This is a genomic window from Pseudomonas sp. JY-Q, from assembly GCF_001655295.1.
Lineage (GTDB): Bacteria > Pseudomonadota > Gammaproteobacteria > Pseudomonadales > Pseudomonadaceae > Aquipseudomonas > Aquipseudomonas alloputida.
In genome coordinates this window covers 1413494-1436516 of sequence record NZ_CP011525.1, presented here as the reverse complement: position 1 = coordinate 1436516, position 23023 = coordinate 1413494, and the positions used below count along the sequence as shown (strand labels likewise).

At 61.7% G+C, this 23023-nt stretch carries 19 protein-coding genes; all 19 read right to left on the bottom strand.

Annotation, left to right across the window (positions count from 1 at the left end; all coding sequences use genetic code 11):
* On the bottom strand, positions 1 to 1629 hold the full coding sequence (locus AA098_RS06370; RefSeq protein ID WP_003252329.1) for a CTP synthase: 1629 nt from the start codon (positions 1627 to 1629) through the stop codon (positions 1 to 3).
* A 267-nt stretch (positions 1630 to 1896) separates the two neighbouring features.
* On the bottom strand, positions 1897 to 3180 hold the full coding sequence (tilS, locus tag AA098_RS06365; protein WP_054888938.1) for a tRNA lysidine(34) synthetase TilS: 1284 nt from the start codon (positions 3178 to 3180) through the stop codon (positions 1897 to 1899).
* A gap of 169 nt (positions 3181 to 3349) precedes the next feature.
* A complete protein-coding gene (locus AA098_RS06360; protein ID WP_003252323.1) occupies positions 3350 to 4297 on the bottom strand; it encodes an acetyl-CoA carboxylase carboxyltransferase subunit alpha in 948 nt (315 codons plus the stop codon).
* 106 nt (positions 4298 to 4403) lie between these two features.
* On the bottom strand, positions 4404 to 7928 hold the full coding sequence (gene dnaE / locus AA098_RS06355) for a DNA polymerase III subunit alpha (RefSeq protein WP_003252321.1): 3525 nt from the start codon (positions 7926 to 7928) through the stop codon (positions 4404 to 4406).
* A gap of 186 nt (positions 7929 to 8114) precedes the next feature.
* The gene (gene rnhB / locus AA098_RS06350; protein WP_003252319.1) at positions 8115 to 8738 is read right to left on the bottom strand and encodes a ribonuclease HII; all 624 of its coding nucleotides are present in this window, start codon (positions 8736 to 8738) and stop codon (positions 8115 to 8117) included.
* A gap of 1 nt (position 8739) precedes the next feature.
* Positions 8740 to 9867, bottom strand: a complete 1128-nt coding sequence (gene lpxB, locus AA098_RS06345; protein ID WP_003252318.1) for a lipid-A-disaccharide synthase — start codon at positions 9865 to 9867, stop codon at positions 8740 to 8742.
* 1 nt (position 9868) lies between these two features.
* A complete protein-coding gene (gene lpxA / locus AA098_RS06340; RefSeq protein WP_003252316.1) occupies positions 9869 to 10645 on the bottom strand; it encodes an acyl-ACP--UDP-N-acetylglucosamine O-acyltransferase in 777 nt (258 codons plus the stop codon).
* A complete protein-coding gene (gene fabZ, locus AA098_RS06335) occupies positions 10642 to 11082 on the bottom strand; it encodes a 3-hydroxyacyl-ACP dehydratase FabZ (protein WP_003252314.1) in 441 nt (146 codons plus the stop codon). The genes lpxA and fabZ overlap by 4 nt, the downstream gene beginning before the upstream one ends.
* 114 nt (positions 11083 to 11196) lie before the next feature.
* Positions 11197 to 12252: a UDP-3-O-(3-hydroxymyristoyl)glucosamine N-acyltransferase gene (lpxD, locus tag AA098_RS06330; RefSeq protein ID WP_003252312.1), complete on the bottom strand. Its 1056-nt coding sequence runs from the start codon at positions 12250 to 12252 to the stop codon at positions 11197 to 11199.
* Between the two features lies 1 nt (position 12253).
* Complete coding sequence (locus tag AA098_RS06325) at positions 12254 to 12757, bottom strand: OmpH family outer membrane protein (protein ID WP_003252311.1); 504 nt, start codon at positions 12755 to 12757, stop codon at positions 12254 to 12256.
* Between the two features lie 44 nt (positions 12758 to 12801).
* A complete protein-coding gene (gene bamA, locus AA098_RS06320) occupies positions 12802 to 15162 on the bottom strand; it encodes an outer membrane protein assembly factor BamA (RefSeq protein WP_003252308.1) in 2361 nt (786 codons plus the stop codon).
* A 73-nt stretch (positions 15163 to 15235) separates the two neighbouring features.
* Positions 15236 to 16588: an RIP metalloprotease RseP gene (gene rseP / locus AA098_RS06315; RefSeq protein ID WP_004574728.1), complete on the bottom strand. Its 1353-nt coding sequence runs from the start codon at positions 16586 to 16588 to the stop codon at positions 15236 to 15238.
* Positions 16589 to 16660: 72 nt separating this feature from the next.
* Positions 16661 to 17851 (bottom strand): 1-deoxy-D-xylulose-5-phosphate reductoisomerase, encoded by a 1191-nt coding sequence (gene ispC / locus AA098_RS06310; protein WP_004574729.1) that lies wholly within the window; start codon positions 17849 to 17851, stop codon positions 16661 to 16663.
* The gene (locus AA098_RS06305) at positions 17848 to 18663 is read right to left on the bottom strand and encodes a phosphatidate cytidylyltransferase (RefSeq protein ID WP_003252301.1); all 816 of its coding nucleotides are present in this window, start codon (positions 18661 to 18663) and stop codon (positions 17848 to 17850) included. The genes ispC and AA098_RS06305 overlap by 4 nt, the downstream gene beginning before the upstream one ends.
* Positions 18663 to 19418: a polyprenyl diphosphate synthase gene (uppS, locus tag AA098_RS06300; RefSeq protein ID WP_003252299.1), complete on the bottom strand. Its 756-nt coding sequence runs from the start codon at positions 19416 to 19418 to the stop codon at positions 18663 to 18665. Before uppS ends, AA098_RS06305 begins: the two co-directional genes overlap by 1 nt.
* A gap of 15 nt (positions 19419 to 19433) precedes the next feature.
* Positions 19434 to 19991, bottom strand: a complete 558-nt coding sequence (gene frr / locus AA098_RS06295) for a ribosome recycling factor (RefSeq protein ID WP_003252296.1) — start codon at positions 19989 to 19991, stop codon at positions 19434 to 19436.
* Positions 19988 to 20731, bottom strand: a complete 744-nt coding sequence (gene pyrH, locus AA098_RS06290; protein WP_003252294.1) for a UMP kinase — start codon at positions 20729 to 20731, stop codon at positions 19988 to 19990. The genes frr and pyrH overlap by 4 nt, the downstream gene beginning before the upstream one ends.
* A 181-nt stretch (positions 20732 to 20912) precedes the next feature.
* Positions 20913 to 21776 (bottom strand): translation elongation factor Ts, encoded by an 864-nt coding sequence (gene tsf, locus AA098_RS06285; protein ID WP_003252290.1) that lies wholly within the window; start codon positions 21774 to 21776, stop codon positions 20913 to 20915.
* A 185-nt stretch (positions 21777 to 21961) separates the two neighbouring features.
* Positions 21962 to 22699, bottom strand: coding sequence for a 30S ribosomal protein S2 (rpsB, locus tag AA098_RS06280; protein ID WP_003252287.1), 738 nt, complete (start codon positions 22697 to 22699; stop codon positions 21962 to 21964).
* Positions 22700 to 23023: the final 324 nt, after the last annotated feature.

Here is a 23023-nt window from a genome sequence, read left to right as displayed (position 1 = left end):
TCAGGCCTTGTTCTTCTGAGCCAGGGCTGCCTTGACGAAGCCGCTGAACAGCGGGTGGCCGTCACGCGGCGTCGAAGTGAACTCCGGGTGGAACTGGCAAGCGACGAACCATGGGTGGTCCTTGGACTCGACCACTTCCACCAGCGCGCCGTCTTCGGAACGGCCGGAAACCACCAGACCAGCTTCCACCAGTTGTGGCAGCAGGTTGTTGTTCACTTCGTAGCGGTGACGGTGACGCTCGGTGATCACGTCCTTGCCGTAGCAGTCGTGCACCTTGGAACCGGCAGCCAGCTGGCAGTCCTGTGCGCCCAGGCGCATGGTGCCGCCCAGGTCGGAAGCCTCGTCGCGGGTCTCGACGGCACCGGTGGCATCGGCCCACTCGGTGATCAGGCCGACCACTGGGTGGCCGCTGTTACGGTCGAACTCGGTGGAGTTGGCGTCTTTCCAGCCCATCACGTTACGGGCGAATTCGATGACGGCCACCTGCATGCCCAGGCAGATACCCAGGTACGGCACCTTGTTCTCACGGGCGTATTGCACCGCGGTGATCTTGCCTTCCACACCGCGCAGGCCGAAACCGCCCGGTACCAGGATGGCATCGGCGCCTTCGAGCAGGCTGGTGCCCTGGTTCTCGATGTCTTCCGAATCGATGTAGCGCAGGTTGACCTTGGTCCGGTTGGTGATGCCGGCGTGGCTCATCGCTTCGATCAGCGACTTGTACGCATCCAGCAGCTCCATGTACTTGCCGACCATGGCGATGGTCACTTCGTGCTCCGGGTTGAGCTTGGCATCAACCACCTTGTCCCACTCGGACAGGTCGGCACCATTGCACTGCAGGCCGAAGCGCTCGACGACGAAGTCGTCCAGGCCCTGAGCATGCAGTACGCCCGGGATCTTGTAGATGGTGTCGACGTCTTCCAGCGAAATCACCGCACGCTCTTCAACGTTGGTGAACAGCGCGATCTTGCGACGCGACGAAGCATCCACCGGGTGGTCGGAGCGGCAGATCAGCACGTCAGGCTGCAGGCCGATGGAGCGCAGCTCCTTGACCGAGTGCTGGGTCGGCTTGGTCTTGGTTTCGCCAGCGGTGGCGATGTACGGGACCAGGGTCAGGTGCATCAGCATGGCACGCTTGGAGCCCACTTCGACACGCAGCTGGCGAATCGCCTCGAGGAACGGCTGCGACTCGATATCACCCACGGTACCGCCGATTTCCACCAGGGCCACGTCGGCATCGCCGGCACCCTTGATGATGCGACGCTTGATTTCGTCGGTGATGTGCGGGATGACCTGGATGGTCGCGCCCAGGTAATCACCACGACGCTCTTTACGCAGCACGTGCTCGTAGATACGGCCAGTGGTGAAGTTGTTGTTCTGGGTCATGGTGGTGCGGATGAACCGCTCGTAGTGACCCAGGTCGAGGTCGGTCTCGGCGCCATCGTGGGTGACAAAAACTTCACCGTGCTGGAACGGGCTCATGGTGCCCGGGTCGACGTTGATGTACGGATCCAGCTTGAGCATGGTGACCTTCAGGCCCCGCGCTTCCAGGATGGCCGCCAGGGAAGCCGAGGCAATGCCTTTCCCCAATGAAGAAACAACACCGCCCGTGACGAATATGTAGCGCGTCATGAAAAACCCTAGAAGTCTGCGTTAAGGCGGCCAGCGCCGCCGGAGAAAGCGAAGGAAGGCCGAAGCCCCCGATCACCTGCGTCAATCACAGTGCATCTCGAAAAACTGCCGCGTCTGTACAGCCAGGGTATACCCGGCATGGCGTTCGCTCGTCATTTCCAGAATCAGCTCGGCAAAAAACTGCTTGGTAATCGGCAACTCCTGTGTTTTCGCGGAACCCACAGAAGTTGTATCAAGAAGGGAGGGTAGTCTACCGGAATGTACCCTTCAGCTCAAACCTTGCGCGTTCGTCGGTAACTGCCAGTGCAGTTGGCAATCCGCCTGCACCAGCCCGGGCAGGTTGGCCACCGCCAGCAGGCATTCGCCGTGATACAGCAACGGCAGGCGCGAGCGCAGGAAATGCGGCACCTGCTGTTCGTTGAGCAGGCGCTTGAGGTCCCGCCGACCACGGCCGGGAACCTCCAGCATTTCCCCCCCCTGACGGTAGGCAATGCGCAACCCGCTCGGCACGGCTGCGCCAACAAGACGCACGCAACCATTGCCCGGCAACCGCAACGGCCCATCAGGGTCGGGCCAGGCCAGCGAGCCAGCCGGTTGCTGTAGCCAATCACCGCTCAACCACCAGATGCGCCCGTGGCTACGCACCAACCGTCCATCGGCAAGCCGCCAGACTGGCCGGGCATCGGCACCGGCATCGCGCAGGTCTGCCCAGCCGGCCCAGTGCCGGGTATCGGGCAAACGGGTGCGCTGGCTAAGCCAGTACTGCAAGGCATTGCGCTGACGGGCCGGCGATAACGCCAGCAGGGCGGCCAGGTCGAGGGAATCCAGCCCCGGCCAGGCGAGAGGCGCCCCTTTGCGCGCAAGCGCCAGATCCTCCTGGGCCAGCTCGTCCAGCAAACCCAGCGCCTCGCCCAGATGCTCTGCTGCACGGGCGAAGTTCTGGCTGGCCTGTGGCCAACGTTGCTGCAACTGCGGCATCACTTCGCCGCGCAGGTAGTTGCGGGCGAATTGTGTGTCGACGTTTGACGGGTCTTCGATCCAGGTCAGCCCTTGGGCTTGGGCATAATCCTGCAAATGTTGCCGGGAACAGGCCAGTAACGGCCTGACCAGGCTGCCCTGCCCCAGCGCCCGCTGCCCCGGCATTGCCGCCAGGCCACGCAGGCCGGCACCGCGTAACAGGCGGAACAGCAGGGTCTCGGCCTGGTCGTCGCGGTGCTGGCCGGTGAACAGGATATCGCCCGGGCCGAGCACTTGCCTGAAGGCGGCATAGCGGGCCTCTCGGGCCGCCTGTTCCAGGCTGGCGCCTGGGGAAACCTGGACGTGGATGACCTGGAGCTCAACGTCGAAATTGTCGCAGATGGCTTGGCAGTGGGTGGGCCAGGCGTCGGCAGCGGCTTGCAGGCCGTGGTGGATATGGATGGCGCGCAGCGGGGGGGAGGCGTGGTTGCGGGCGTATTCGGCCAGCAGGTGCAGGAGGACGGTGGAATCGAGGCCGCCGGAGAAGGCGACGTGCCAGGTGGGGGCGTTGAGCCAAGGAGTGAGGTTGATCATCTAGCCCTCGCTCGATTCAAGAAAGCATTCGCGGGCATGCCCGCGCCCACACGTACGGCGCAAGCCTCAAGGGCAGCGCAACCTGTAGGAGCGGGTTTACCCGCGAACACCGGCGAAGCCGGTGCCATCAATCACAAGGGCCGCAAAACGGCCCCAGGGCTAATCAGAATCAGAGGCCGTAGCTCATCAGGCGCTCGTAACGACGGGCCAACAGCGCATCGTTGTCGAACTTGCCGAGCATGTCCAGCTGCTGCACCAGATCGGCACGGATGCTTTCGGACATCTTGGCCGGGTCACGGTGGGCGCCGCCCAGCGGCTCCTGGATGACCTTGTCGACAATGTTCAGGCTCTTCAGACGCTCGGCGGTGATGCCCATGGCCTCGGCCGCGTCTGCTGCTTTATCGGCCGTTTTCCACAGAATCGAAGCACAGCCTTCCGGCGAGATAACCGAGTAGGTGGAGTACTGCAGCATGTTCAGTTGGTCGCACACGCCAATGGCCAGTGCCCCACCGGAACCACCCTCACCGATCACGGTAGCGATGATCGGGGTTTTCAGGCGTGCCATGACCCGCAGGTTCCAGGCGATGGCTTCACTCTGGTTGCGCTCTTCGGCGTCGATACCCGGGTAGGCGCCCGGTGTGTCGATGAAGGTCAGGATCGGCATCTTGAAGCGTTCGGCCATTTCCATCAGGCGACAGGCCTTGCGGTAACCTTCCGGGCGCGGCATGCCGAAGTTGCGACGCACTTTCTCGCGCACTTCACGGCCCTTCTGGTGGCCAATGACCATGACCGGCTTGCCGTCCAGACGCGCAGTACCACCCACGATGGCGGCGTCGTCAGAGAAGTGACGGTCCCCGTGCAGCTCTTCGAACTCGGTGAAGATGTGCTCCAGGTAGTCCAGGGTGTATGGACGACGCGGGTGACGGGCCAGGCGGGCGATCTGCCAGCTGGTCAGGTTGCCGAAGATGCTTTCGGTCAGGGTGTTGCTCTTGTCTTGCAGACGGGCAATTTCATCGCTGATGTTCAGCGAGTTGTCGTTGCCCACCAGGCGCAGGCCTTCGATCTTGGCTTGCAGGTCGGCAATCGGCTGTTCGAAGTCGAGGAAATTCGGGTTCATAGTCATCCGTCTTGGGTCTACGGCCAGGCGGCCGGCCGGTTGATCCGTTTGGCGCCATACCTTAAGGGATCAGGCGCATTCAGGTCGAGATTAAATTTTTGTCGGTTCAACGATATTGCAGGAAGACGTTCTCACGCCCGAACTGGTCACGCAGCGCCTGAATCAGCCCATCGGCCGGATCGATCGCCCACTGCTCGCCAAACTGCAGCATGGCCTTGGCGTCGCTGCCGGTGTACTCCAGCGTGATCGGGCAGGCACCGCGATGGCGGGTGATCAGCTCGCCCAGCCACTTCAGCCGGTCGCCCTTCAGTGCGTCATGCGCCACCTTCAGGCGCAGGCTCTCGGCCAGCTTGGTGCGTGCATCTTCCATGGTCATCACCTGCTTCACCCGCAGGCGCAAGCCCCCGGAGAAGTCGTCATTGCTGACCTCGCCTTCCACCACCACCATGGCATCGGTCTGCAGCAAGGACTGTGCCGCCATGAAGGCATCGGCAAACAGCGATGCCTCGATCCGCCCGGAACGGTCATCCAGGGTGACGAAGCCCATCTTGTCGCCCTTCTTGTTCTTCATCACCCGCAGCGCAATGATCATGCCCGCGATGGTCTGGGTTTCGCGCGACGGCTTGAGGTCGACGATGCGCTGGCGGGCGAAGCGACGGATCTCGGTCTCGTACTCATCGATCGGGTGGCCGGTGAGGTACAGGCCAAGGGTGTCCTTCTCCCCCTTCAGACGCTCCTTGAGGGTGAGCTCGCGCACCTTGCGGTGGTTGGCATACACATCGACATCTGCCGCGTCGAACATGCTGCCGAACAGGTCGACATGGCCACTGTCAGCGGTGTGTGCGGCCTGCTCGGCCGCCTTGATGGCCTCGCCCAGCGCCGACAGCAAGGTTGCCCGGTTGATGTCGATGTTGGCGTGGTAGGCCTTGATCTCGTCATGGAAGTGCGGGCCAAGGCGGTCCAGCGCGCCACTGCGCACCAGCGCATCAAGGGTACGTTTGTTGACCCGTTTGAGGTCGATGCGTTCACAGAAATCGAACAGGTCCTTGAAGGGACCGCCTTGGGCACGGGCCTCGACAATCGCCTCCACCGGGCCTTCGCCGACACCCTTGATGGCACCAAGGCCGTAGACGATACGGCCGTCGTTGTTGACGGTGAACTTGAAGTCCGAGAAGTTCACGTCCGGCGCGTCGAGGCGCAGCTTCATGCTGCGCACCTCCTCCACCAGCACCACCACCTTGTCGGTGTTGTGCATATCCGCCGACAGGACCGCGGCCATGAATGGCGCCGGGTAGTGGGTTTTCAGCCAGGCGGTCTGGTACGACACCAGGCCATAGGCGGCGGAGTGGGATTTGTTGAAGCCGTAGCCCGCGAACTTCTCTACCAGGTCGAAGATGTTACCGGCGAGGTCCGCATCGATATTGTTGGCTACGCAACCTTCGATGAAACCACCGCGCTGCTTGGCCATTTCCTCGGGCTTTTTCTTACCCATGGCCCGGCGCAGCATGTCGGCGCCACCCAGGGTATAACCTGCCATCACCTGGGCGATCTGCATCACCTGTTCCTGGTACAGGATGATGCCGTAGGTTGGCGCCAGTACCGGCTTGAGGCCTTCGTACTGGTAGTCGGAGTGCGGGTAGGCCAGCTCGGCGCGGCCGTGCTTGCGGTTGATGAAGTCGTCCACCATGCCCGATTGCAGCGGGCCCGGGCGGAACAACGCAACCAGTGCGATCAGGTCTTCCAGGCAGTCGGGCTTGAGCTTCTTGATCAGCTCCTTCATGCCGCGCGATTCAAGCTGGAACACCGCCGTGGTTTCGGCCTTCTGCAGCAGCTCGTAGGTCTTGCGGTCGTCCAGCGGGATGAAGTCGATGTTGAGGTCGGGCAGGTTCTTCTTGGCCTGCTCGCGGTTGATGATCTCCATCGCCCACTTGATGATGGTCAAGGTACGCAGGCCGAGGAAGTCGAACTTCACCAGGCCGGCGGCCTCGACGTCATCCTTGTCGAACTGGGTTACCAGGCCACCACCCTCTTCATCACAGGCGATCGGCGAAAAGTCGGTGAGCTTGGTCGGTGCGATAACCACACCACCGGCGTGCTTGCCGGTACCCCGGGTCACACCCTCCAGCTTCAGGGCCATGTCCCAGATTTCACGGGCGTCTTCGTCGCCCTTGAGGAAGTCACGCAGGATTTCTTCCTGCTCGTAGGCCTTCTCCAGGGTCATGCCCACTTCGAAGGGGATCATCTTCGACAGGCGGTCGGCCAGGCCATAGGATTTGCCTTGCACCCGCGCCACGTCACGCACCACCGCCTTGGCGGCCATGGTACCGAAGGTGATGATCTGGCTCACCGCATTACGGCCGTAGGCCTCGGCCACGTAGTCGATCACCCGGTCACGGCCGTCCATGCAGAAGTCGACGTCGAAGTCGGGCATGGAAATACGTTCAGGGTTGAGGAAGCGCTCGAACAGCAGGTCGTAGGCCAGCGGGTCGAGATCGGTGATCTTCAGTACATAGGCCACCAGCGAGCCAGCACCCGAACCGCGGCCCGGGCCAACCGGTACGTCGTTGTTCTTGGCCCACTTGATGAAGTCCATAACAATCAGGAAGTAACCGGGGAAGCCCATCTGGATGATGATGTCCAGCTCGAACTTCAGGCGGTCCAGGTAAACCTGACGCTTTTCTTCATAATTGGGCGTGGTCTCTTTCGGCCACAGCACGGCCAGGCGCTCTTCCAGGCCTTCGTGGGACACATGCCGCAGGTAGTCGTCGATGCCCATGCCGTTGGGCGTGGGGAAGTCAGGCAGGAAGTACTTGCCCAGCTGTACCTGGATGTTGCAGCGCTTGGCAATTTCGACGGTGTTGGCGATGGCGTCGGGCAGGTCGCTGAAGAGCTCGGCCATTTCCTCGGCCGACTTCAGGTACTGCTGGTCGCTGTAGCAACGCGGACGGCGGGGGTCATCGAGGGTCCAGCCCTCACCGATACAGACGCGGGTTTCGTGGGCGTCAAAGTCCGTCTGCTTGATGAAACGTACGTCGTTGGTAGCCACCAGCGGGGCGCCAAGCTTGTCGGCCAATGCCACCGCCGCGTGCACGTATTCTTCGTCGCGTGCGCGATTGGTGCGCTGCACTTCAACGTAGAAGCGCTCGGGGAACATGCCCATCCAGTCTTGAAGAAGCACTTCGGCTTCGTCTTGCCGACCCGCCAGCAGCGCCATGCCAATGTCGCCTTCCTTGCCCGCCGACAGGGCAATCAGGCCCTCGCTGGCCGGGGCGATCCATTCACGCCGGAGGATGACCAGGCCGTTGCGCTGGCCATCGGTCCAGCCGCGCGAGATCAGTTCGGTGAGGTTGCGATAGCCCTTGGGGTCCATGGCCAGGAAGCAGATGCGCGACAGCGGGGCTTCCGGGTCGGCACCGGCCAGCCACAGGTCGGCACCGCAGATCGGTTTGATGCCGGCGCCCATGGCCGTCTTGTAGAACTTCACCAGCGAGCACATGTTGCTCTGATCGGTGATCGCGACCGCTGGCATGTTCATCCCGGTCAGCGCCTTGGCCAGCGGTTTGATCCGCACCAGGCCGTCGACCAGCGAGAATTCGGAATGGACGCGCAGGTGAACGAAGGGAACCGACATGGAAGATCCTGTAGCAGTGCTTAACGACAAGGGCGGGATTGTAGCCTAACTAGGGGCTTTTTTTGGGGCTGCTTTGCAGCCCTTCGCGGGCACGCCCGCTCCCACAGGTACGGCCCCGCTGCTCAGACCGATGAATCCTGCGGGAGCGGGCGTGCCCGCGAAGGGCCGCAAAGCGGCCCCAATAGGTCAGATCAGGGAATCGGTGACGCCTTCGCGCGCTTCCCAAGCCGCCCGCACCGGGGCGAAGGAACGCCGATGAATGGGCGTAGGCCCAAGGCGCGCCAACGCCTCGAGATGCACCGGGGTCGGGTAGCCCTTGTGCCCGCCAATGCCGTAACCCGGGTAGATCAGTTCGAACGCACTCATCTCCCGATCACGGGTCACCTTGGCCAGGATCGATGCCGCCGCAATGGCCGGCACCTGGCTATCCCCCTTGACCACCGGTGCTGCCGGCACCGCCAGTTTCGGGCAGCGATTGCCATCGATCAGGGCCAGCTTTGGCGTAATGTGCAAGCCCTCCACTGCCCGCTGCATGGCCAGCATAGTGGCCTGCAGGATGTTCAGGCTGTCAATTTCCTCGACTTCGGCACGGGCGATGCAGAAGCTCAAGGCCTTTTCGCAGATCTCGTCGAACAGCGCCTCACGCCTGGCTTCGGTGAGTTTCTTCGAATCGTTCAGACCGAGAATCGGCCGCGCGGGATCAAGAATCACGGCCGCCGTTACCACCGCGCCGCACAGCGGGCCACGGCCCACTTCGTCAACGCCGGCGACCAAGTCTTCTACCAGGTTGAAGTCCAGTCCAATTTGCATGTCAGCGGTCCTTGAGCAGGGCCAGTACCGCCTCGGCCGCCTGATTGGAGGCGTCACGGCGCAGGGTGCGGTGAATTTCGTCGAAACGTTCGGTCTGCTGGCTTCCATCGCGCACCAGCGGCGCCAGGGTATTGGCCAGCGCTTCACTGGTAGCGTCGTCCTGCAGCAACTCGGGCACCAGCTCTCGCTGGGCCAGCAGGTTCGGCAATGACACGTAAGGGCTTTTCACCAGACGCTTGAGAATCCAGAAGGTCAAGGGCGCCAGGCGGTACGCCACCACCATCGGCCGCTTGTACAGCAGCGCCTCGAGGGTGGCGGTACCCGAGGCGATCAGCACCGCGTCACAGGCTGCCAGGGCTTGGTGCGACTGGCCATCGAGCAGGGTCAGCGGCAGTTGGCGCCCTTCAAGCATCTGTTCGATCTGGGTGCGCCGCGTGGCGTTGGCGCAGGGCAACACGAAGCGCACACCCGGCACTTGTTGGCAAAGGCGCTCGGCGGCGTCGAGGAACAACGCGCCCAGGCGCCCTACTTCGCCCCCCCGACTGCCCGGCATCAACGCAACCACCGGCCCCTCGCCCAGGCCCAGCGCGGCGCGCGCGGCCGGGCGGTCGGCTTCAAGCGGGATGGTGTCTGCCAGCGGGTGGCCAACAAAACGCACTGGCACACCCTGCTCTTCGTAGAACCGCGCCTCGAACGGCAGCAGCGTCAGCATCAGGTCGCAGCCTTCGCGGATCTTCAGCACGCGCTTCTGCCGCCAGGCCCACACTGACGGGCTGACATAGTGCACGGTCTTGATCCCGGCCTGGCGCAGCTTCAGCTCGATGTTGAGGGTGAAGTCAGGGGCGTCGATGCCGATGAATACGTCGGGTTTTTCTTCGATCAGGGTCTGGATCAGCAGCTTGCGGCGCTTGAGCAGCTCGCGCAGACGCCCCAGTACCTCGACCAGCCCCATGACGGCCAGGCGCTCCATGGGGAAATAGGATTGCAGGCCCTCGGCCTCCATCAAAGGGCCGCCAACCCCGATGAACCGCACGTCGGGGTGGCGTGCCTTGAGGGCACGCATCAAGCCTGAACCAAGAATATCGCCACTGGCCTCACCCGCGACCAGCGCTACGCAAAGCTGGGCCATATCAGCGCGTGATGCCGCGAGCGGAGCTCAGGATCGACTGACGGAACAGCTCGACCTCAGGGTGTTGCGTGGCCGGTTCGGCCAGCTCCTTGAGCGCGTCTTCGACGGTCAGGCCCTGACGGTAGACAATCTTGTAGCAACGACGCAGCACATGGATCACCTCGTCGCTGAAACCGCGGCGGCGCATGCCCTCGAAGTTCATGCTGCGGGCTTCGGCCGGGCTGCCGAACACGGTAACGAAGGCCGGAACGTCCTTGCCAATGGCCGTGCCCATGCCGGAAAACGCGTGGGCGCCAATATGGCAGTACTGGTGAACCAGGGTGTAACCGGACAGGATCGCCCAGTCACCCACATGTACATGACCTGCCAACGCCGTGTTATTGACCAGGATGCAGTGGTTGCCGATGACACTGTCGTGGCCAATGTGGGCATAGGCCATGATCAGGTTATGGTCACCCACGGTGGTTTCCGAGCGATCCTGAACAGTACCGCGGTGGATGGTCACCCCTTCGCGAATCACATTGTGATCGCCGATCACCAGGCGCGTCGGCTCACCCTTGTACTTAAGGTCCGGGGTGTCTTCACCGATCGAGGAAAACTGAAAGATACGGTTGTGCTTGCCGATGCGGGTCGGGCCTTTGAGCACAACATGCGGGCCGATAACGGTGCCCTCCCCGATTTCGACATCAGGGCCAACGATCGACCAAGGGCCGACCTCGACGCCGTCGGCCAGCTTGGCCGACGGATCGATAATGGCCCGAGGATCAATCGAATTCATAGGGAGCGTTCCGCGCAGGTGATTTCTGCCGAGCAGACCGGCTTGCCATCGACAAGGGCGCGGCACTCGAACTTCCAGATCATGCTTTTACGGCTGAGGAACTTGGCCTCCAGCACAAGCTGGTCGCCCGGAAGAACCGGCTGACGGAAACGCAGTTTGTCGGAACCGACGAAGTAATACAGGGTGCCATCGGCCGGCTTGGCATCAAGCATCTTGAAACCAAGGATGCCGGCCGCCTGGGCCATGGCTTCGATGATCAGGACACCCGGCATGATCGGGTGTGCCGGGAAGTGGCCATTGAAAAACGGCTCGTTGATGCTGACATTCTTGTAGGCACGAATGCTCTGGGCCTCGAAGTCCAGATCCGTCACACGGTCTACCAGCAGGAACGGGTAGCGGTGAGGCAGGTATTCGCGAATCTCGTTGATGTCCATCATTTCGGTGGGGAAGCCTGTAATAAGAATAGGGAGCGCAGGTGCTGACCACACGCTCCTTTTGCAATCCAAAGAGGAGCCAGCTAGCGACTGTTCACTCTTGCTCAGGGAATGGTATCAGCCTTCTGATGTCGGCAGGCCACCTGAGGTCACGGTATCGACGCGTTTTTCCAGCTGCTGGAGACGCTTGGCCATGTCGTCCAGGTGGCGGATACGCGCGGCGCTCTTGCGCCAGTCAGCCAGCGGCTGCATGGCAGTGCCGGAAGAATAGGAACCCGGTTCAGTGATCGAACGGGTAACCATGGTCATTCCGGAAACGAAAACGTTATCGCAAATATCGATGTGCCCAACCAGCCCCACACCACCGGCCAGCATGCAGTGCTTGCCGATGCGCGTACTGCCGGAGATTCCGACGCAAGCGGCCATGGCAGTGTGATCACCGATCTGCACGTTGTGAGCGATCTGGATCTGGTTATCCAGCTTCACCCCGTCGCCGATCCGGGTATCGGACAGCGCGCCACGGTCGACAGCCGTATTGACACCGATCTCAACGTCATCACCAATGGTGACGCCGCCGATCTGCGCAATCTTGCGCCAGATACCCTTCTCGTTGGCAAAGCCGAAGCCCTCACCGCCGATCACGGCACCCGACTGGATGACCACACGCTTACCGATGGTCACGTCGTGATACAGCGTGACCCGCGGTGCCAGCCAACCACCTTCACCGACCACACAGCGGGCACCGATGAAGCAGTGTGCGCCGATGCTGACGTTGGCGCCGATGCGCGCACCACTTTCGATGACCGCGAACGGCCCGATGCTGGCGCTGGCGTCCACCTGGGCATCTTCCGCCACCACGGCGCTGGGATGTATTCCCGCCTCAGCCTTGGGTTTGGGATCGAACAGGTGGGAAATCCGCGCGTAAGCCAGGTACGGGTCCGCCACGACCAGGGTATTGCCGGCAAAGCTTTCGGCATCCGCAGCCTTGAGCAGCACCGCGCCGGCCTGGCTGTTATCCAGGTACTTGCGGTACTGCGGGTTGGCGAGGAAGCTCAACTGCGTCGGGCCAGCCTCTTGCAAGGTGGCCAACCCGGTAATCTGCAGCGCCTCGGGCCCCTTGAGGGTAGCTCCGAGTACCTCGGCCAGCTGGCCTAGCGTCATGGTCACACTCATATCAACGGGCTTGGTTCATGCGCTCGATGACTTGGCGGGTGATGTCGTACTGAGGTTTGACATCGATGACCGCACCACGCTCGAGGACCAGGTCGTAGCCGCCCTTCTTGATCACTTCCTCGACAGCACCATCCAGCTTCGGCTTCAGTTGCTTGAGCATGTCGCGATCAGCAACGGCCTTGGCTTCGTTCAGTTCCTTGGACTGGAACTGGAAATCGCGGGCCTTTTGCTTGAACTCGAGCTCCAGGCGCTCACGCTCCTGCTGCTGCATCTTGTCGCCGCCCTTGATCAGGCGGTCCTGGATGCCCTTGGCACTGCTTTCCAGGCTTTTCAGCTTGGTCAGTTGCGGACCGAATTTCTTCTCGGCATCAACCGCATACTTCTTGGCGGCATCCGACTCGAGCAGGGCCATCTGGTAGTTCAGGACGGCAACCTTCATTTCGGCGAAAGCCGGGGTGGCGACCAGCGCCGCGGCCACTACGGCCAATTGAGCCAATTTACGCACGATGCACTCCTGGATAAACCGTTGTCATTAAGCAAGGGCCGACCTTAGAAGGTCTGGCCCAGAGAGAATTGGAACACCTGGGTATCGGCATCGTCCGGCTTCTTGACCGGCATTGCCAGGCTGAAGCTCAGCGGGCCCAGTGCGGTAATCCAGGTCACGCCCAGGCCGACCGAACTGGCCATGCCCGAGAACCCGACCTTCTCGCAATCAGGTTTGTTGCCGCAATTGGTGTCGAACACGTTACCCACGTCCCAGAACACAGAGGTGCGCAGTGAACGCTGGTCCTTGACGAACGGCAGCGGGAACAGCAACTCGGCACCACCTTGCACCAGGACGTTACCACCAAACGGCAACGGATCCTGATCCGGGTCGGCGATGGTGCCTGGCTTGCCACCTGCGGCCTCGCCGATGCTCGGGGTACTGCGCGGGCCCAGGCTGCTGTCCTTGAAGCCACGGACGGAGTTGAAACCACCCGCGAAATAGTTCTCGTAGAACGGCAGGCCGGAGGTGCTGCCGTAACCATCACCATAGCCCAGCTCGGTATGCAGGCGCAGGGTGTAGTCGCTGGTGATCGGCTTGAACAGCTGGCCACGGTAGTCAAGCTTGAAGAACGACAGGTCGCTGCCCGGAACGGTGGACTCCAGGGTCAGGCTTTGCGAGTGACCACGGGTGGCCAGTACGCCTTTGTTCAGGGTCGACTCGGACCAGCCGATCGAGGCCTTGAAGTTCAGGAAGTTGTCACCTTCCTGCTCGAGGAAGTCGAAGATCTCGTCAACGGTGTACTTGCCGGTCTTGATCTTGTCCTGCTGCACGCTCAGGCCGTAGGTCAGGCGCGAGGTTTCGCTGATCGGGTAGCCCAGGCTGACGCCGGCACCGTAGCTGTCCACCGCGTAGCTGGCAACGTCGACGTCGAGGTCGTCGTAATCGGTGCTGCGGTAGAAGGCGTTGTAGCCCAGGCTGACGCCATCGGCGGTGAAGTAGGGATCAACGAAGCCGAAGTTGTAACGGGTCTGGTATTCCGAACGGGTCAGGCCGATGGACACCTTGTTACCGGTACCGAGGAAGTTGCTCTGGCTGATCGACCCCCCCAGGATCAGGCCGGCGCTCTGGGCGAAACCGACGCTGGCGGTGATCGAGCCGGAGGCCTGCTCTTCGACGCTGTAGTTGACGTCGACCTGGTCGTCGGTGCCAGGCACCTGCGGGGTCTCGACGTTGACTTCCTTGAAGAAGCCCAGGCGCTCAAGACGGGTCTTGGACTGGTCGATCAGGTAGGTCGACGCCCAGCCACCTTCCATCTGGCGCATTTCGCGACGCAGCACTTCGTCTTCGGTCTTGGTGTTGCCGCGGTAGTTGATGCGGTTGACGTAGGCACGCTTGCCCGGGTCGACCACGAACATGATGTCGACGGTGTGGTCCTGGTCGTTCGGCTGTGGCACGCCGTTGACGTTGGCGAAGGTGTAGCCTTCGTTACCCAGGCGGCGGGTGATCAGCTCGGACGTAGTGGTCATCACCTTGCGCGAGAACACCTGGCCCGGCTGCACCAGCAGCAACGACTTGACCTGGTCTTCCGGCACCTTGAGGTCACCGGACAGCTTCACGTCGCGAACGGTGTATTTCTCGCCTTCGTTGATGTTGACGGTGATGTAGACGTGCTTCTTGTCCGGCGTGATGGACACCTGGGTGGAGGCGATGTCCATGTTGATGTAGCCGCGGTCCAGGTAGTAGGAACGCAGGCGCTCCAGGTCACCGGAGAGTTTTTCACGGGCGTACTTGTCGTCGTTCTTGAAGAACGACAGCCAGTTGGTGGTCTTCAGCTCGAACAGCTGCCCCAGGGTCTCATCATCGAATACGTTGTTGCCCACGATGTTGATGTGCTGGATGGCGGCGACGGTGCCTTCGTTGATCTTGATCTTCAGCGCCACACGGTTGCGCGGCTGCGGCACCACCTCGGCGTCGACCTCGGCCGAGTAGCGGCCTTGGGCCACGTACTGGCGCTGCAGCTCGTTACGCACACCTTCGAGGGTGGCACGCTGGAAGATCTCGCCTTCGGCCAGGCCCGATTGTTTCAGGCCCTTCATCAGGTCTTCGGTGCTGATCGCCTTGTTGCCTTCAATCTCGATGCTCGACACCGACGGGCGCTCGACCACGTTGATGATGAGCACATTGCCATCGCGGCTCAACTGGATGTCCTGGAAGAACCCGGTCTTGAACAAGGAACGAGTCGAGTCCACCAGGCGACGGTCGTCGGCCTGGTCGCCAACGTTCAGCGGCAAGGCACCGAACACACTGCCAGCGGAAACCCGCTGCAGGCCGTTGACGCGAATATCGGAGATGGTGAAGGACTCGGCGTGAACTTCAGCGATCATCAGTGCGGACATGACCGCAGTTAGCAGCAGACGTTTCATGAAGTCCTTTTATTCCAACTGGCAATAAACAACCTGCCGTCACAAAACGGCAGGTTCGCAATTGAGCGAAGCTTTATAGTCGACCCAGATCGTTGATCAGGGCGAGCAACATCACCCCTATGACCAAACTGATACCGATCTGAACCCCCCAACCTTGCACCCGATCCGACAGCGGACGACCGCGCGCCCACTCGACCAGGTAAAACAGCAAATGCCCCCCGTCCAGTACTGGAATGGGCAGCAGGTTAAGAACCCCCAGGCTTATGCTCAGGTAGGCCAGGAAATTCAGGAAATCCCCCACGCCGGACTGGGCTGAAGCGCCCGCCACTTTAGCAATGGTTATCGGTCCACTCAAGTTTTTTACCGAGAGCTCCCCGAACAGCATTTTCTTCAGCGATTCAAGGGTCAGGACGCTCATGTTCCAGGTACGCGACAAGCTCTCACCCACCGCATCCAGCGGGCCGTAGCTGATTTCGCGGAGCATGTTGGCAGGCCATTCGCCACCTTTGACGCCAGCGCCAAGATAGCCACCGACGGCCTTGCCCTCCCCCTTGCGGGCCAAGGTCACCGGCAACTCCAGGGCAGCGCCATCGCGCTCCACTCGCACCACGACCTTGGCATCCGGGCGGGCGCGCACGCGGTCGACAACCTGCTGCCATTCAGTCACTGCCACATCGTCCAGAGCCAGCAGCTTGTCACCGGTTTTCAGGCCCGCAGCGGCAGCCGGCCCCTTCGGATCGATCTCGGCCAGCACAGGTGTGATCGCCGGTCGCCAAGGGCGCAGCCCCAGGGATTGAATCGGGTCCGGCTCGTCGGCGCCCTTGAGCCAACTGTCCAGCTTGACCTGCAACTGGCGCTCGGCGCTGGCGCCCTCATCGCGCACACCAATCTGCAAGGTACCGCTCTCGCCCAGACGACGAACCAGCTGCAAATTGACCGCCGACCAACCGTTGGTCGGCTTGCCATCTACAGAAACGATTTCCTGACCTGCGGTCAGCCCTGCCGATGCTGCCAGGCTGCCACTGTCGACCGCGCCGATAACCGGGCGGACTTGCTGGGTACCCAGCATCGCCAGCACCCAGAAAAACAGGATAGCCAGCAGAAAATTGGCGATCGGGCCTGCCGCGACAATCGCAATACGCTGGCGCACCGACTTGCGGTTGAACGACTGCCCGGCCAGCGCTGGCGGCACATCGCCTTCGCGCTCGTCGAGCATCTTGACGTAGCCACCCAGAGGAATGGCCGCAACAACGAACTCGGTGCCGTGGCGGTCATGCCATCGCAGCAGCGGCGTGCCGAAACCCACCGAGAAACGCAGCACCTTGACGCCGCAGCGGCGCGCCACCCAGAAGTGCCCGAATTCGTGGAAAGTGACCAGCACACCCAACGCCACGAGGGTGCCGATAATCATGTAGAGCGCTGTCATGTCCATCTCCGAATGATGTTCAGCGGGCGGGCATTCCTGCCCAGCCCCCTCACGAACCTTGGCGGGGCTGCATCAGCGGCCGTGACGCCTCAACCACTCACGGGAAAGCTCCCGGGCACGCTGATCGGCGGCAAATACCGCATCCAGCGACGGCAGCGGCACGACCGGTTCCTGGTCGAGTACCTGTTCGATCATACCCGCGATCTCCGGGAAGCGGATGCGCCGTTCAAGAAATGCCTCGACCGCAACCTCGTTGGCCGCATTGAGCACGGCAGGCGCGCTGTTACCGGCCTCGGCAGCCTGCCGCGCAAGGCGCAGGCAAGGGAAGCGTTGTTCGTCGGGCGCCTGGAAATCCAGACGGGCGATGGCGAACAGGTCCAGAGGGGCAACCCCGGAATCGATCCGTTCCGGCCAGGCCAACGCGCTGGCGATCGGCGTACGCATGTCCGGGTTGCCCAACTGCGCGAGTACCGAACCGTCCACATAGTCGACCAGCGAGTGGATTACGCTCTGCGGGTGCACCACCACCTCAACCTTGGATGGCACGGCATCGAACAACCAGCAGGCTTCGATCAACTCGAGGCCTTTGTTCATCATGCTGGCCGAATCCACGGAAATCTTGCGCCCCATGGACCAGTTAGGGTGCGCACAGGCTTGCTCCGGGGTCACGTCCAGCAGCGCCTCGACCGGCGTTTCGCGGAACGGCCCGCCGGACGCGGTAAGCAGGATCCGGCGCACACCGACGGCACTCAGACCACGGGCGTAGTCGCCTGGCATGCACTGGAAGATAGCGTTGTGTTCGCTGTCGATCGGCAGCAGCACGGCCCCTTTTTGCCGCACCGCCTCCATGAACAGTGCGCCCGACATCACCAGTGCTTCCTTGTTGGCCAGCAACACCTTCTTGCCGGCCTCGACCGCTGCCAGCGTGGGCCGCAGGCCGGCAGCACCGACAATGGCTGCCATCACTGCATCCACTTCAGCGGCCGACGCCACCTGACAAAGCCCGGCCTCACCTTCCAGCACCTCGGTGGTGCAGCCGGCCGCAGCCAGACCCGCACGCAACCTCACCGCCGCCTCAGTGCTCGGCACCACAGCGAATGCCGGGCGATGACGCACACATAAGGCCAACAGCTCGTCGATGCGCGAATAGCCAGTGAGGGCAAACGCTTGATAACGGTCAGGATGACGCGCAATCACATCCAGCGTGCTCAGGCCAATGGAGCCGGTGGCCCCGAGTACGGTAATACGCTGCGGGCGACTCACATCACACCCCATTCGGCAGCCCACAACAGGACGGCGAAGATCGGGATTGCCGCAGTCAGGCTGTCAATGCGATCGAGCACACCCCCATGCCCGGGCAACAGATTGCTGCTGTCCTTGATACCGGAGCGACGCTTGAACATGCTCTCGGTCAGGTCACCGACCACCGAGGACATCACCAGCAACGCAGCGCCCAACAGGCCCAGCAGGATCTGACCAAAGCCCCAGTCGCGGCTGATGCCGACACCCAGGGTAATCAACAGGCTGACCGCCAGGCCACCGTACACGCCTTCCCAGCTCTTGCCCGGACTGACCTGCGGAGCCAGCTTGCGCTTGCCGAATGCCCGGCCAGAGAAGTACGCACCGATGTCGGCGGCCCACACCAGCACCATGACGGACAGGATCAGCCAGTTGCCCAGGGGCCAGTGCTTGAGCAGCACCAACCCTTGCCAGGCCGGCAGCAACACCAGCAGGCCGATCAGCAACCGACAGGCAGCACTGGCCCACAGGTCGCTGCTGCGCGGGTAGGTAAGCACCAGCCAGGTGGCCAGCCCCCACCAAATCACCGCAGCACCCAGTACCCAGGGCGCCAGTTCCGGAAGGATGTACAGCAGCATCAGCGCCCCCGCGACCACCGCAGCATAGGCAATGCGCAGCGGCTGGGCCATCAGCCCGGCCAGGCGCGCCCACTCCCAGGCACCGAGGGTCACTACGAAGCCGATGAACAGGGCGAAATCCCCGCCATTGAGCAGGAAGAAACCACCCAGCGCGACCGGCAGCAGGATCAGCGCAGTAATGATGCGTTGTTTAAGCATTAAGCACGAGCTCCAGCCTCGACCTGCTCGCTGGTCTTACCGAAGCGGCGCTGGCGCGAAGCGAAATCGGCCAGGGCATTGCGCATGGCCTCGTGTTTGAAGTCCGGCCAGTAGAGGTCGGAGAAGTACAACTCGGCATAGGCCAGCTGCCACAACAGGAAATTGCTGATGCGGTGCTCGCCACCGGTGCGAATACAAAGGTCTGGTAACGGCAGCTCGCCGGTTGCCAGACAGGTCTGCAGCAGGCCCGGCGTGATGTCTTCCGGGCGCAGGTGCCCGGCTTGCACTTCCCGCGCCAGCCGCTGGGCAGCCTGGGCGATGTCCCACTGGCCACCGTAGTTGGCTGCTATCTGCAGAATGAAACGGTTGTTGCCAGCGGTCACCGCCTCGGCCTCGCGCATGGCGGCCTGCAGCTCAGGATGGAAACGCGAACGGTCGCCGATGATGCGCAGGCTGATATTGTTCTCGTCAAGGCGCTTGGCCTCACGGCGCAGCGCCGAGAAGAACAGCTCCATCAGCGCACCGACCTCTTCGGCAGGGCGCTGCCAGTTCTCGCTGGAGAAGGCGAACAGGGTCAGTACCTCGACCCCGGACTTGGCACAGACTTCGATGACCGCGCGAACGGCGTCCACACCCGCCTTGTGCCCGGCCACGCCGGGCAGCAGGCGCTTTTTCGCCCAGCGGTTGTTGCCATCCATGATGATCGCGACATGACGCGGCACCGAGGACGGCGCCGCTGGCTTGGTCTTTTCCATTAAAAAACCCCGGCCTTAGACGGCCATCAGGTCCTTTTCCTTGGCTTTGAAGGCAGCATCGACTTCGGCGACGAACTTGTCAGTCAGCTTCTGGATCTCGTCCGCGGCGCGACGCTCTTCGTCTTCGCTGATTTCCTTGTCCTTGGTCAGCTTTTTCAGGTCAGCCAGGGCGTCGCGGCGCACGTTGCGCACGGCTACCTTGGCATCCTCGGCAACACCGCTGGCCTGCTTGGTGTAGCCCTTGCGGGTTTCCTCGGTCAGGGCCGGCATCGGGACACGGATGGTGGTACCGGCGCTGGACGGGTTAAGGCCCAGATCGGAGGTGAGGATGGCCTTTTCGATGGCAGCGCTGAGGTTCTTGTCGTGAGCGACGATCTTCAGGGTGCGGGCATCTTCGACGGTGATCGCGGCGACCTGGTTCAACGGCATTTCGCTGCCCCAGGCGGTAACCTTGACGCTGTCCAGGATGCTTGGGTGAGCGCGACCGGTGCGGATTGCAGCCAGGTTGCGGGACAGGGCTTCGATGGACTTGCCCATGCGCTCCTGCGCGTCTTTCTTGATGTCGTTGATCATGCTTGGCCTTCCTCGATCAGTGTGCCTTCAGCGCCACCCACCACGATGTTCAGCAGGGCGCCAGGCTTGTTCATGTTGAATACCCGCAATGGCATCTTGTGGTCACGGCACAGGCAGATTGCGGTCAGGTCCATCACACCCAGCTTGCGATCCAGAACCTCATCGTAGGTCAGGTGATCGAATTTCTCGGCATGCGGGTCCTTGAATGGATCGGCAGTGTACACGCCATCGACCTTGGTCGCCTTCAGCACCACGTCAGCATCGATTTCGATGGCGCGCAGGCAGGCCGCGGAGTCGGTGGTGAAGAACGGGTTGCCGGTACCGGCGGAGAAAATTACCACATCCCCGGAGTTGAGGTGACGAATAGCTTTGCGGCGATCGTAATGATCGGTGACACCCACCATGGAAATGGCCGACATGACCAGGGCCGGGATGTTCGAGCGCTCCAGCGCATCGCGCATGGCCAGGCCGTTCATCACGGTAGCCAGCATCCCCATGTGGTCACCCGTGACGCGATCCATGCCGGCTGCGCTGAGCGCGGCGCCGCGGAACAGGTTGCCACCACCGATCACCAGGCCGACCTGGACGCCGATCCCTACCAACTGGCCAACTTCAAGCGCCATGCGATCCAGCACTTTCGGGTCGATCCCGAAGTCTTCCGAGCCCATCAGGGCCTCGCCGCTAAGTTTGAGCAAAATGCGTTTATAGCGAGGTTGGCGACCACTCACCTGCTGAGCCATTGCGAGTCTCTCCTGCGGCGTACTTTTAGAAAATTCGTGCGGGCTGTTTGCAGCCTGCTAACTGTAGCGTGGCACCGCTTCGGTGCCAGCGAAGAGGGAGTCGTATAAACCCCTCTCCGTTTTGACAAAGAGGCTGCGCGCGTGAGCGGGCAGCCTCTTTGGGGCGACAGACGGGGCTGTCTTACTGCTTGGCAGCAGCTACCTGAGCGGCAACTTCAGCAGCGAAGTCGTCGACTGGCTTCTCGATGCCTTCGCCTACTTTGAAGTAGGTGAAGGAAACGATTTCAGCACCGGCTTTCTTGGCCAGCTCGCCAACCTTGACTTCCGGGTTCATGACGAAGGCTTGCTCTTTCAGCGAGGCTTCGGCTTTGAACTTGGTGATACGACCGTTGATCATGTTCTCAACGATGTTTTCCGGCTTGCCGGCGATCTTGTCGGCGTTCAGCTGCAGGAAGACATTCTTCTCGCGCTCGATGGCCTCGGCGGAGATTTCCGACGAATCCAGGAACTCAGGGTTCGAAGCCGCAACGTGCATGGCGATGTTCTTCGCCAGCTCCACGTCACCGCCTTTCAGAACGACGACAGCGCCGATCTTGTTGCCGTGCAGGTAGGCACCGACAACGTCACCCTCAACGCGCACCAGGCGACGGATGTTGACGTTCTCGCCGCACTTGGCAACCAGGGCTTCACGAGCAGCTTCACGCGAGGCGATCAGCGGAGCGGCGTCGGTCAGCTTCTGGGCGAAGGCTTCTTCGAGGCTTTCAGCCACGAAGTTCTTGAAGTCGTCTTGCAGGGCCAGGAAGTCGGTCTGCGAGTTCACTTCCAGCAGGACGGCGGATGTACCGTCGGTCTTGACGGCGATAGCGCCTTCAGCAGCGACGTTGCCAGCCTTTTTGGCGGCCTTGATGGCGCCCGAGGCACGCATGTCGTCAATGGCTTTCTCGATGTCGCCGCCGGCCTTTTCCAGGGCCTTTTTGCAATCCATCATGCCTTCGCCGGTACGCTCGCGCAGTTCTTTTACCAGCGCTGCAGTAATTGCTGCCATTTCAAAATCCTCTTGGAAAGTTTTTCAACCATTCCACCCGTCAATCACGGGCGTTCAATTCTGCAAATCCGCTGTTTTCATTTCAGCAGGCCCATGATGCGGGGCCGATGCTGACAGCAGGATTTCAAGGTGGCAAAAAGGGGGCAAAGCCCCCTTTTTGCGTGCCAAGTAGACGCTAGCGCCTATTACTCAGCAGCAGGTGCAGCCGCTTCTTCAGCGTAAACTTCGGTGCCGCCGGCAACGTTGTTGCGGCCGCGGATGACTGCGTCAGCCATCGAAGTCATGTACAGCTCGATAGCGCGAATGGCGTCATCGTTACCTGGGATGATGTAGTCAACACCTTCCGGGCTGCTGTTGGTATCGACAACGCCGATAACCGGGATACCCAGCTTGTTGGCTTCGGTGATCGCGATGCGCTCGTGATCAACGTCGATAACGAACAGAGCGTCTGGCAGACCGCCCATGTCCTTGATGCCACCCAGGCTGCGATCCAGTTTTTCCAGGTCGCGGGAGCGCATCAGGGCTTCTTTCTTGGTCAGCTTGGCGAAAGTGCCGTCTTCGGCCTGGGTTTCCAGGTCGCGCAGACGCTTGATCGAAGCGCGGATGGTCTTGTAGTTGGTCAGCATGCCGCCCAACCAACGGTGGTCAACGTACGGCGAACCGCAACGAGCTGCTTGCTCGGCGACGATCTTGCCGGCGGAACGCTTGGTGCCGACGAACAGGATCTTGTTCTTGCCCTGGGCCAGGCGTTCTACGAACGACAGAGCGTCGTTGAACATTGGCAGGGTTTTTTCCAGGTTGACGATGTGGATCTTGTTACGCGCGCCGAAAATGTACTTGCCCATTTTCGGGTTCCAGTAACGGGTCTGGTGGCCGAAGTGCACACCGGCCTTCAGCATATCGCGCATGTTGACTTGGGACATGATAGTTCCTTGATAAGTCGGGTTGGGCCTCCACGTATCCCAATGACCAACCCGCGAATTCTGCAACTCGGGGCACCCAGGTCATCGTGTCGACACGTGTGTGGGTTAAGTGCTGACGGGGTCGTCCCCGAAAGCGGCGCATTTTATACCACAGACCGCGAGCGAACGGAACCCGGATACTGTTGCGTCTGTCAGCACTTTTTGCAGCACCCCGGCTTTCGCGCCAGAATGCCAGCTGTAGACAACAGCATGGCCGCCTTTATCCCGACCGATCGGCGCCCTGCTCTGCTAGAATCCGGCCTTTCCCGTTTGTTCGCGCCGTGC

Excerpts from the sequence above, each read along its gene's own strand:
- AA098_RS06370 (WP_003252329.1), bottom strand. The coding sequence starts at position 1,629 with ATGACGCGCTACATATTCGTCACGGGCGGTGTTGTTTCTTCATTGGGG.
- tilS (WP_054888938.1), bottom strand. The coding sequence starts at position 3,180 with ATGATCAACCTCACTCCTTGGCTCAACGCCCCCACCTGGCACGTCGCC.
- AA098_RS06360 (WP_003252323.1), bottom strand. The coding sequence starts at position 4,297 with ATGAACCCGAATTTCCTCGACTTCGAACAGCCGATTGCCGACCTGCAA.
- dnaE (WP_003252321.1), bottom strand. The coding sequence starts at position 7,928 with ATGTCGGTTCCCTTCGTTCACCTGCGCGTCCATTCCGAATTCTCGCTG.
- rnhB (WP_003252319.1), bottom strand. The coding sequence starts at position 8,738 with ATGCAAATTGGACTGGACTTCAACCTGGTAGAAGACTTGGTCGCCGGC.
- lpxB (WP_003252318.1), bottom strand. The coding sequence starts at position 9,867 with ATGGCCCAGCTTTGCGTAGCGCTGGTCGCGGGTGAGGCCAGTGGCGAT.
- lpxA (WP_003252316.1), bottom strand. The coding sequence starts at position 10,645 with ATGAATTCGATTGATCCTCGGGCCATTATCGATCCGTCGGCCAAGCTG.
- fabZ (WP_003252314.1), bottom strand. The coding sequence starts at position 11,082 with ATGATGGACATCAACGAGATTCGCGAATACCTGCCTCACCGCTACCCG.
- lpxD (WP_003252312.1), bottom strand. The coding sequence starts at position 12,252 with ATGAGTGTGACCATGACGCTAGGCCAGCTGGCCGAGGTACTCGGAGCT.
- bamA (WP_003252308.1), bottom strand. The coding sequence starts at position 15,162 with ATGAAACGTCTGCTGCTAACTGCGGTCATGTCCGCACTGATGATCGCT.
- rseP (WP_004574728.1), bottom strand. The coding sequence starts at position 16,588 with ATGACAGCGCTCTACATGATTATCGGCACCCTCGTGGCGTTGGGTGTG.
- AA098_RS06305 (WP_003252301.1), bottom strand. The coding sequence starts at position 18,663 with ATGCTTAAACAACGCATCATTACTGCGCTGATCCTGCTGCCGGTCGCG.
- uppS (WP_003252299.1), bottom strand. The coding sequence starts at position 19,418 with ATGGAAAAGACCAAGCCAGCGGCGCCGTCCTCGGTGCCGCGTCATGTC.
- frr (WP_003252296.1), bottom strand. The coding sequence starts at position 19,991 with ATGATCAACGACATCAAGAAAGACGCGCAGGAGCGCATGGGCAAGTCC.
- pyrH (WP_003252294.1), bottom strand. The coding sequence starts at position 20,731 with ATGGCTCAGCAGGTGAGTGGTCGCCAACCTCGCTATAAACGCATTTTG.
- tsf (WP_003252290.1), bottom strand. The coding sequence starts at position 21,776 with ATGGCAGCAATTACTGCAGCGCTGGTAAAAGAACTGCGCGAGCGTACC.
- rpsB (WP_003252287.1), bottom strand. The coding sequence starts at position 22,699 with ATGTCCCAAGTCAACATGCGCGATATGCTGAAGGCCGGTGTGCACTTC.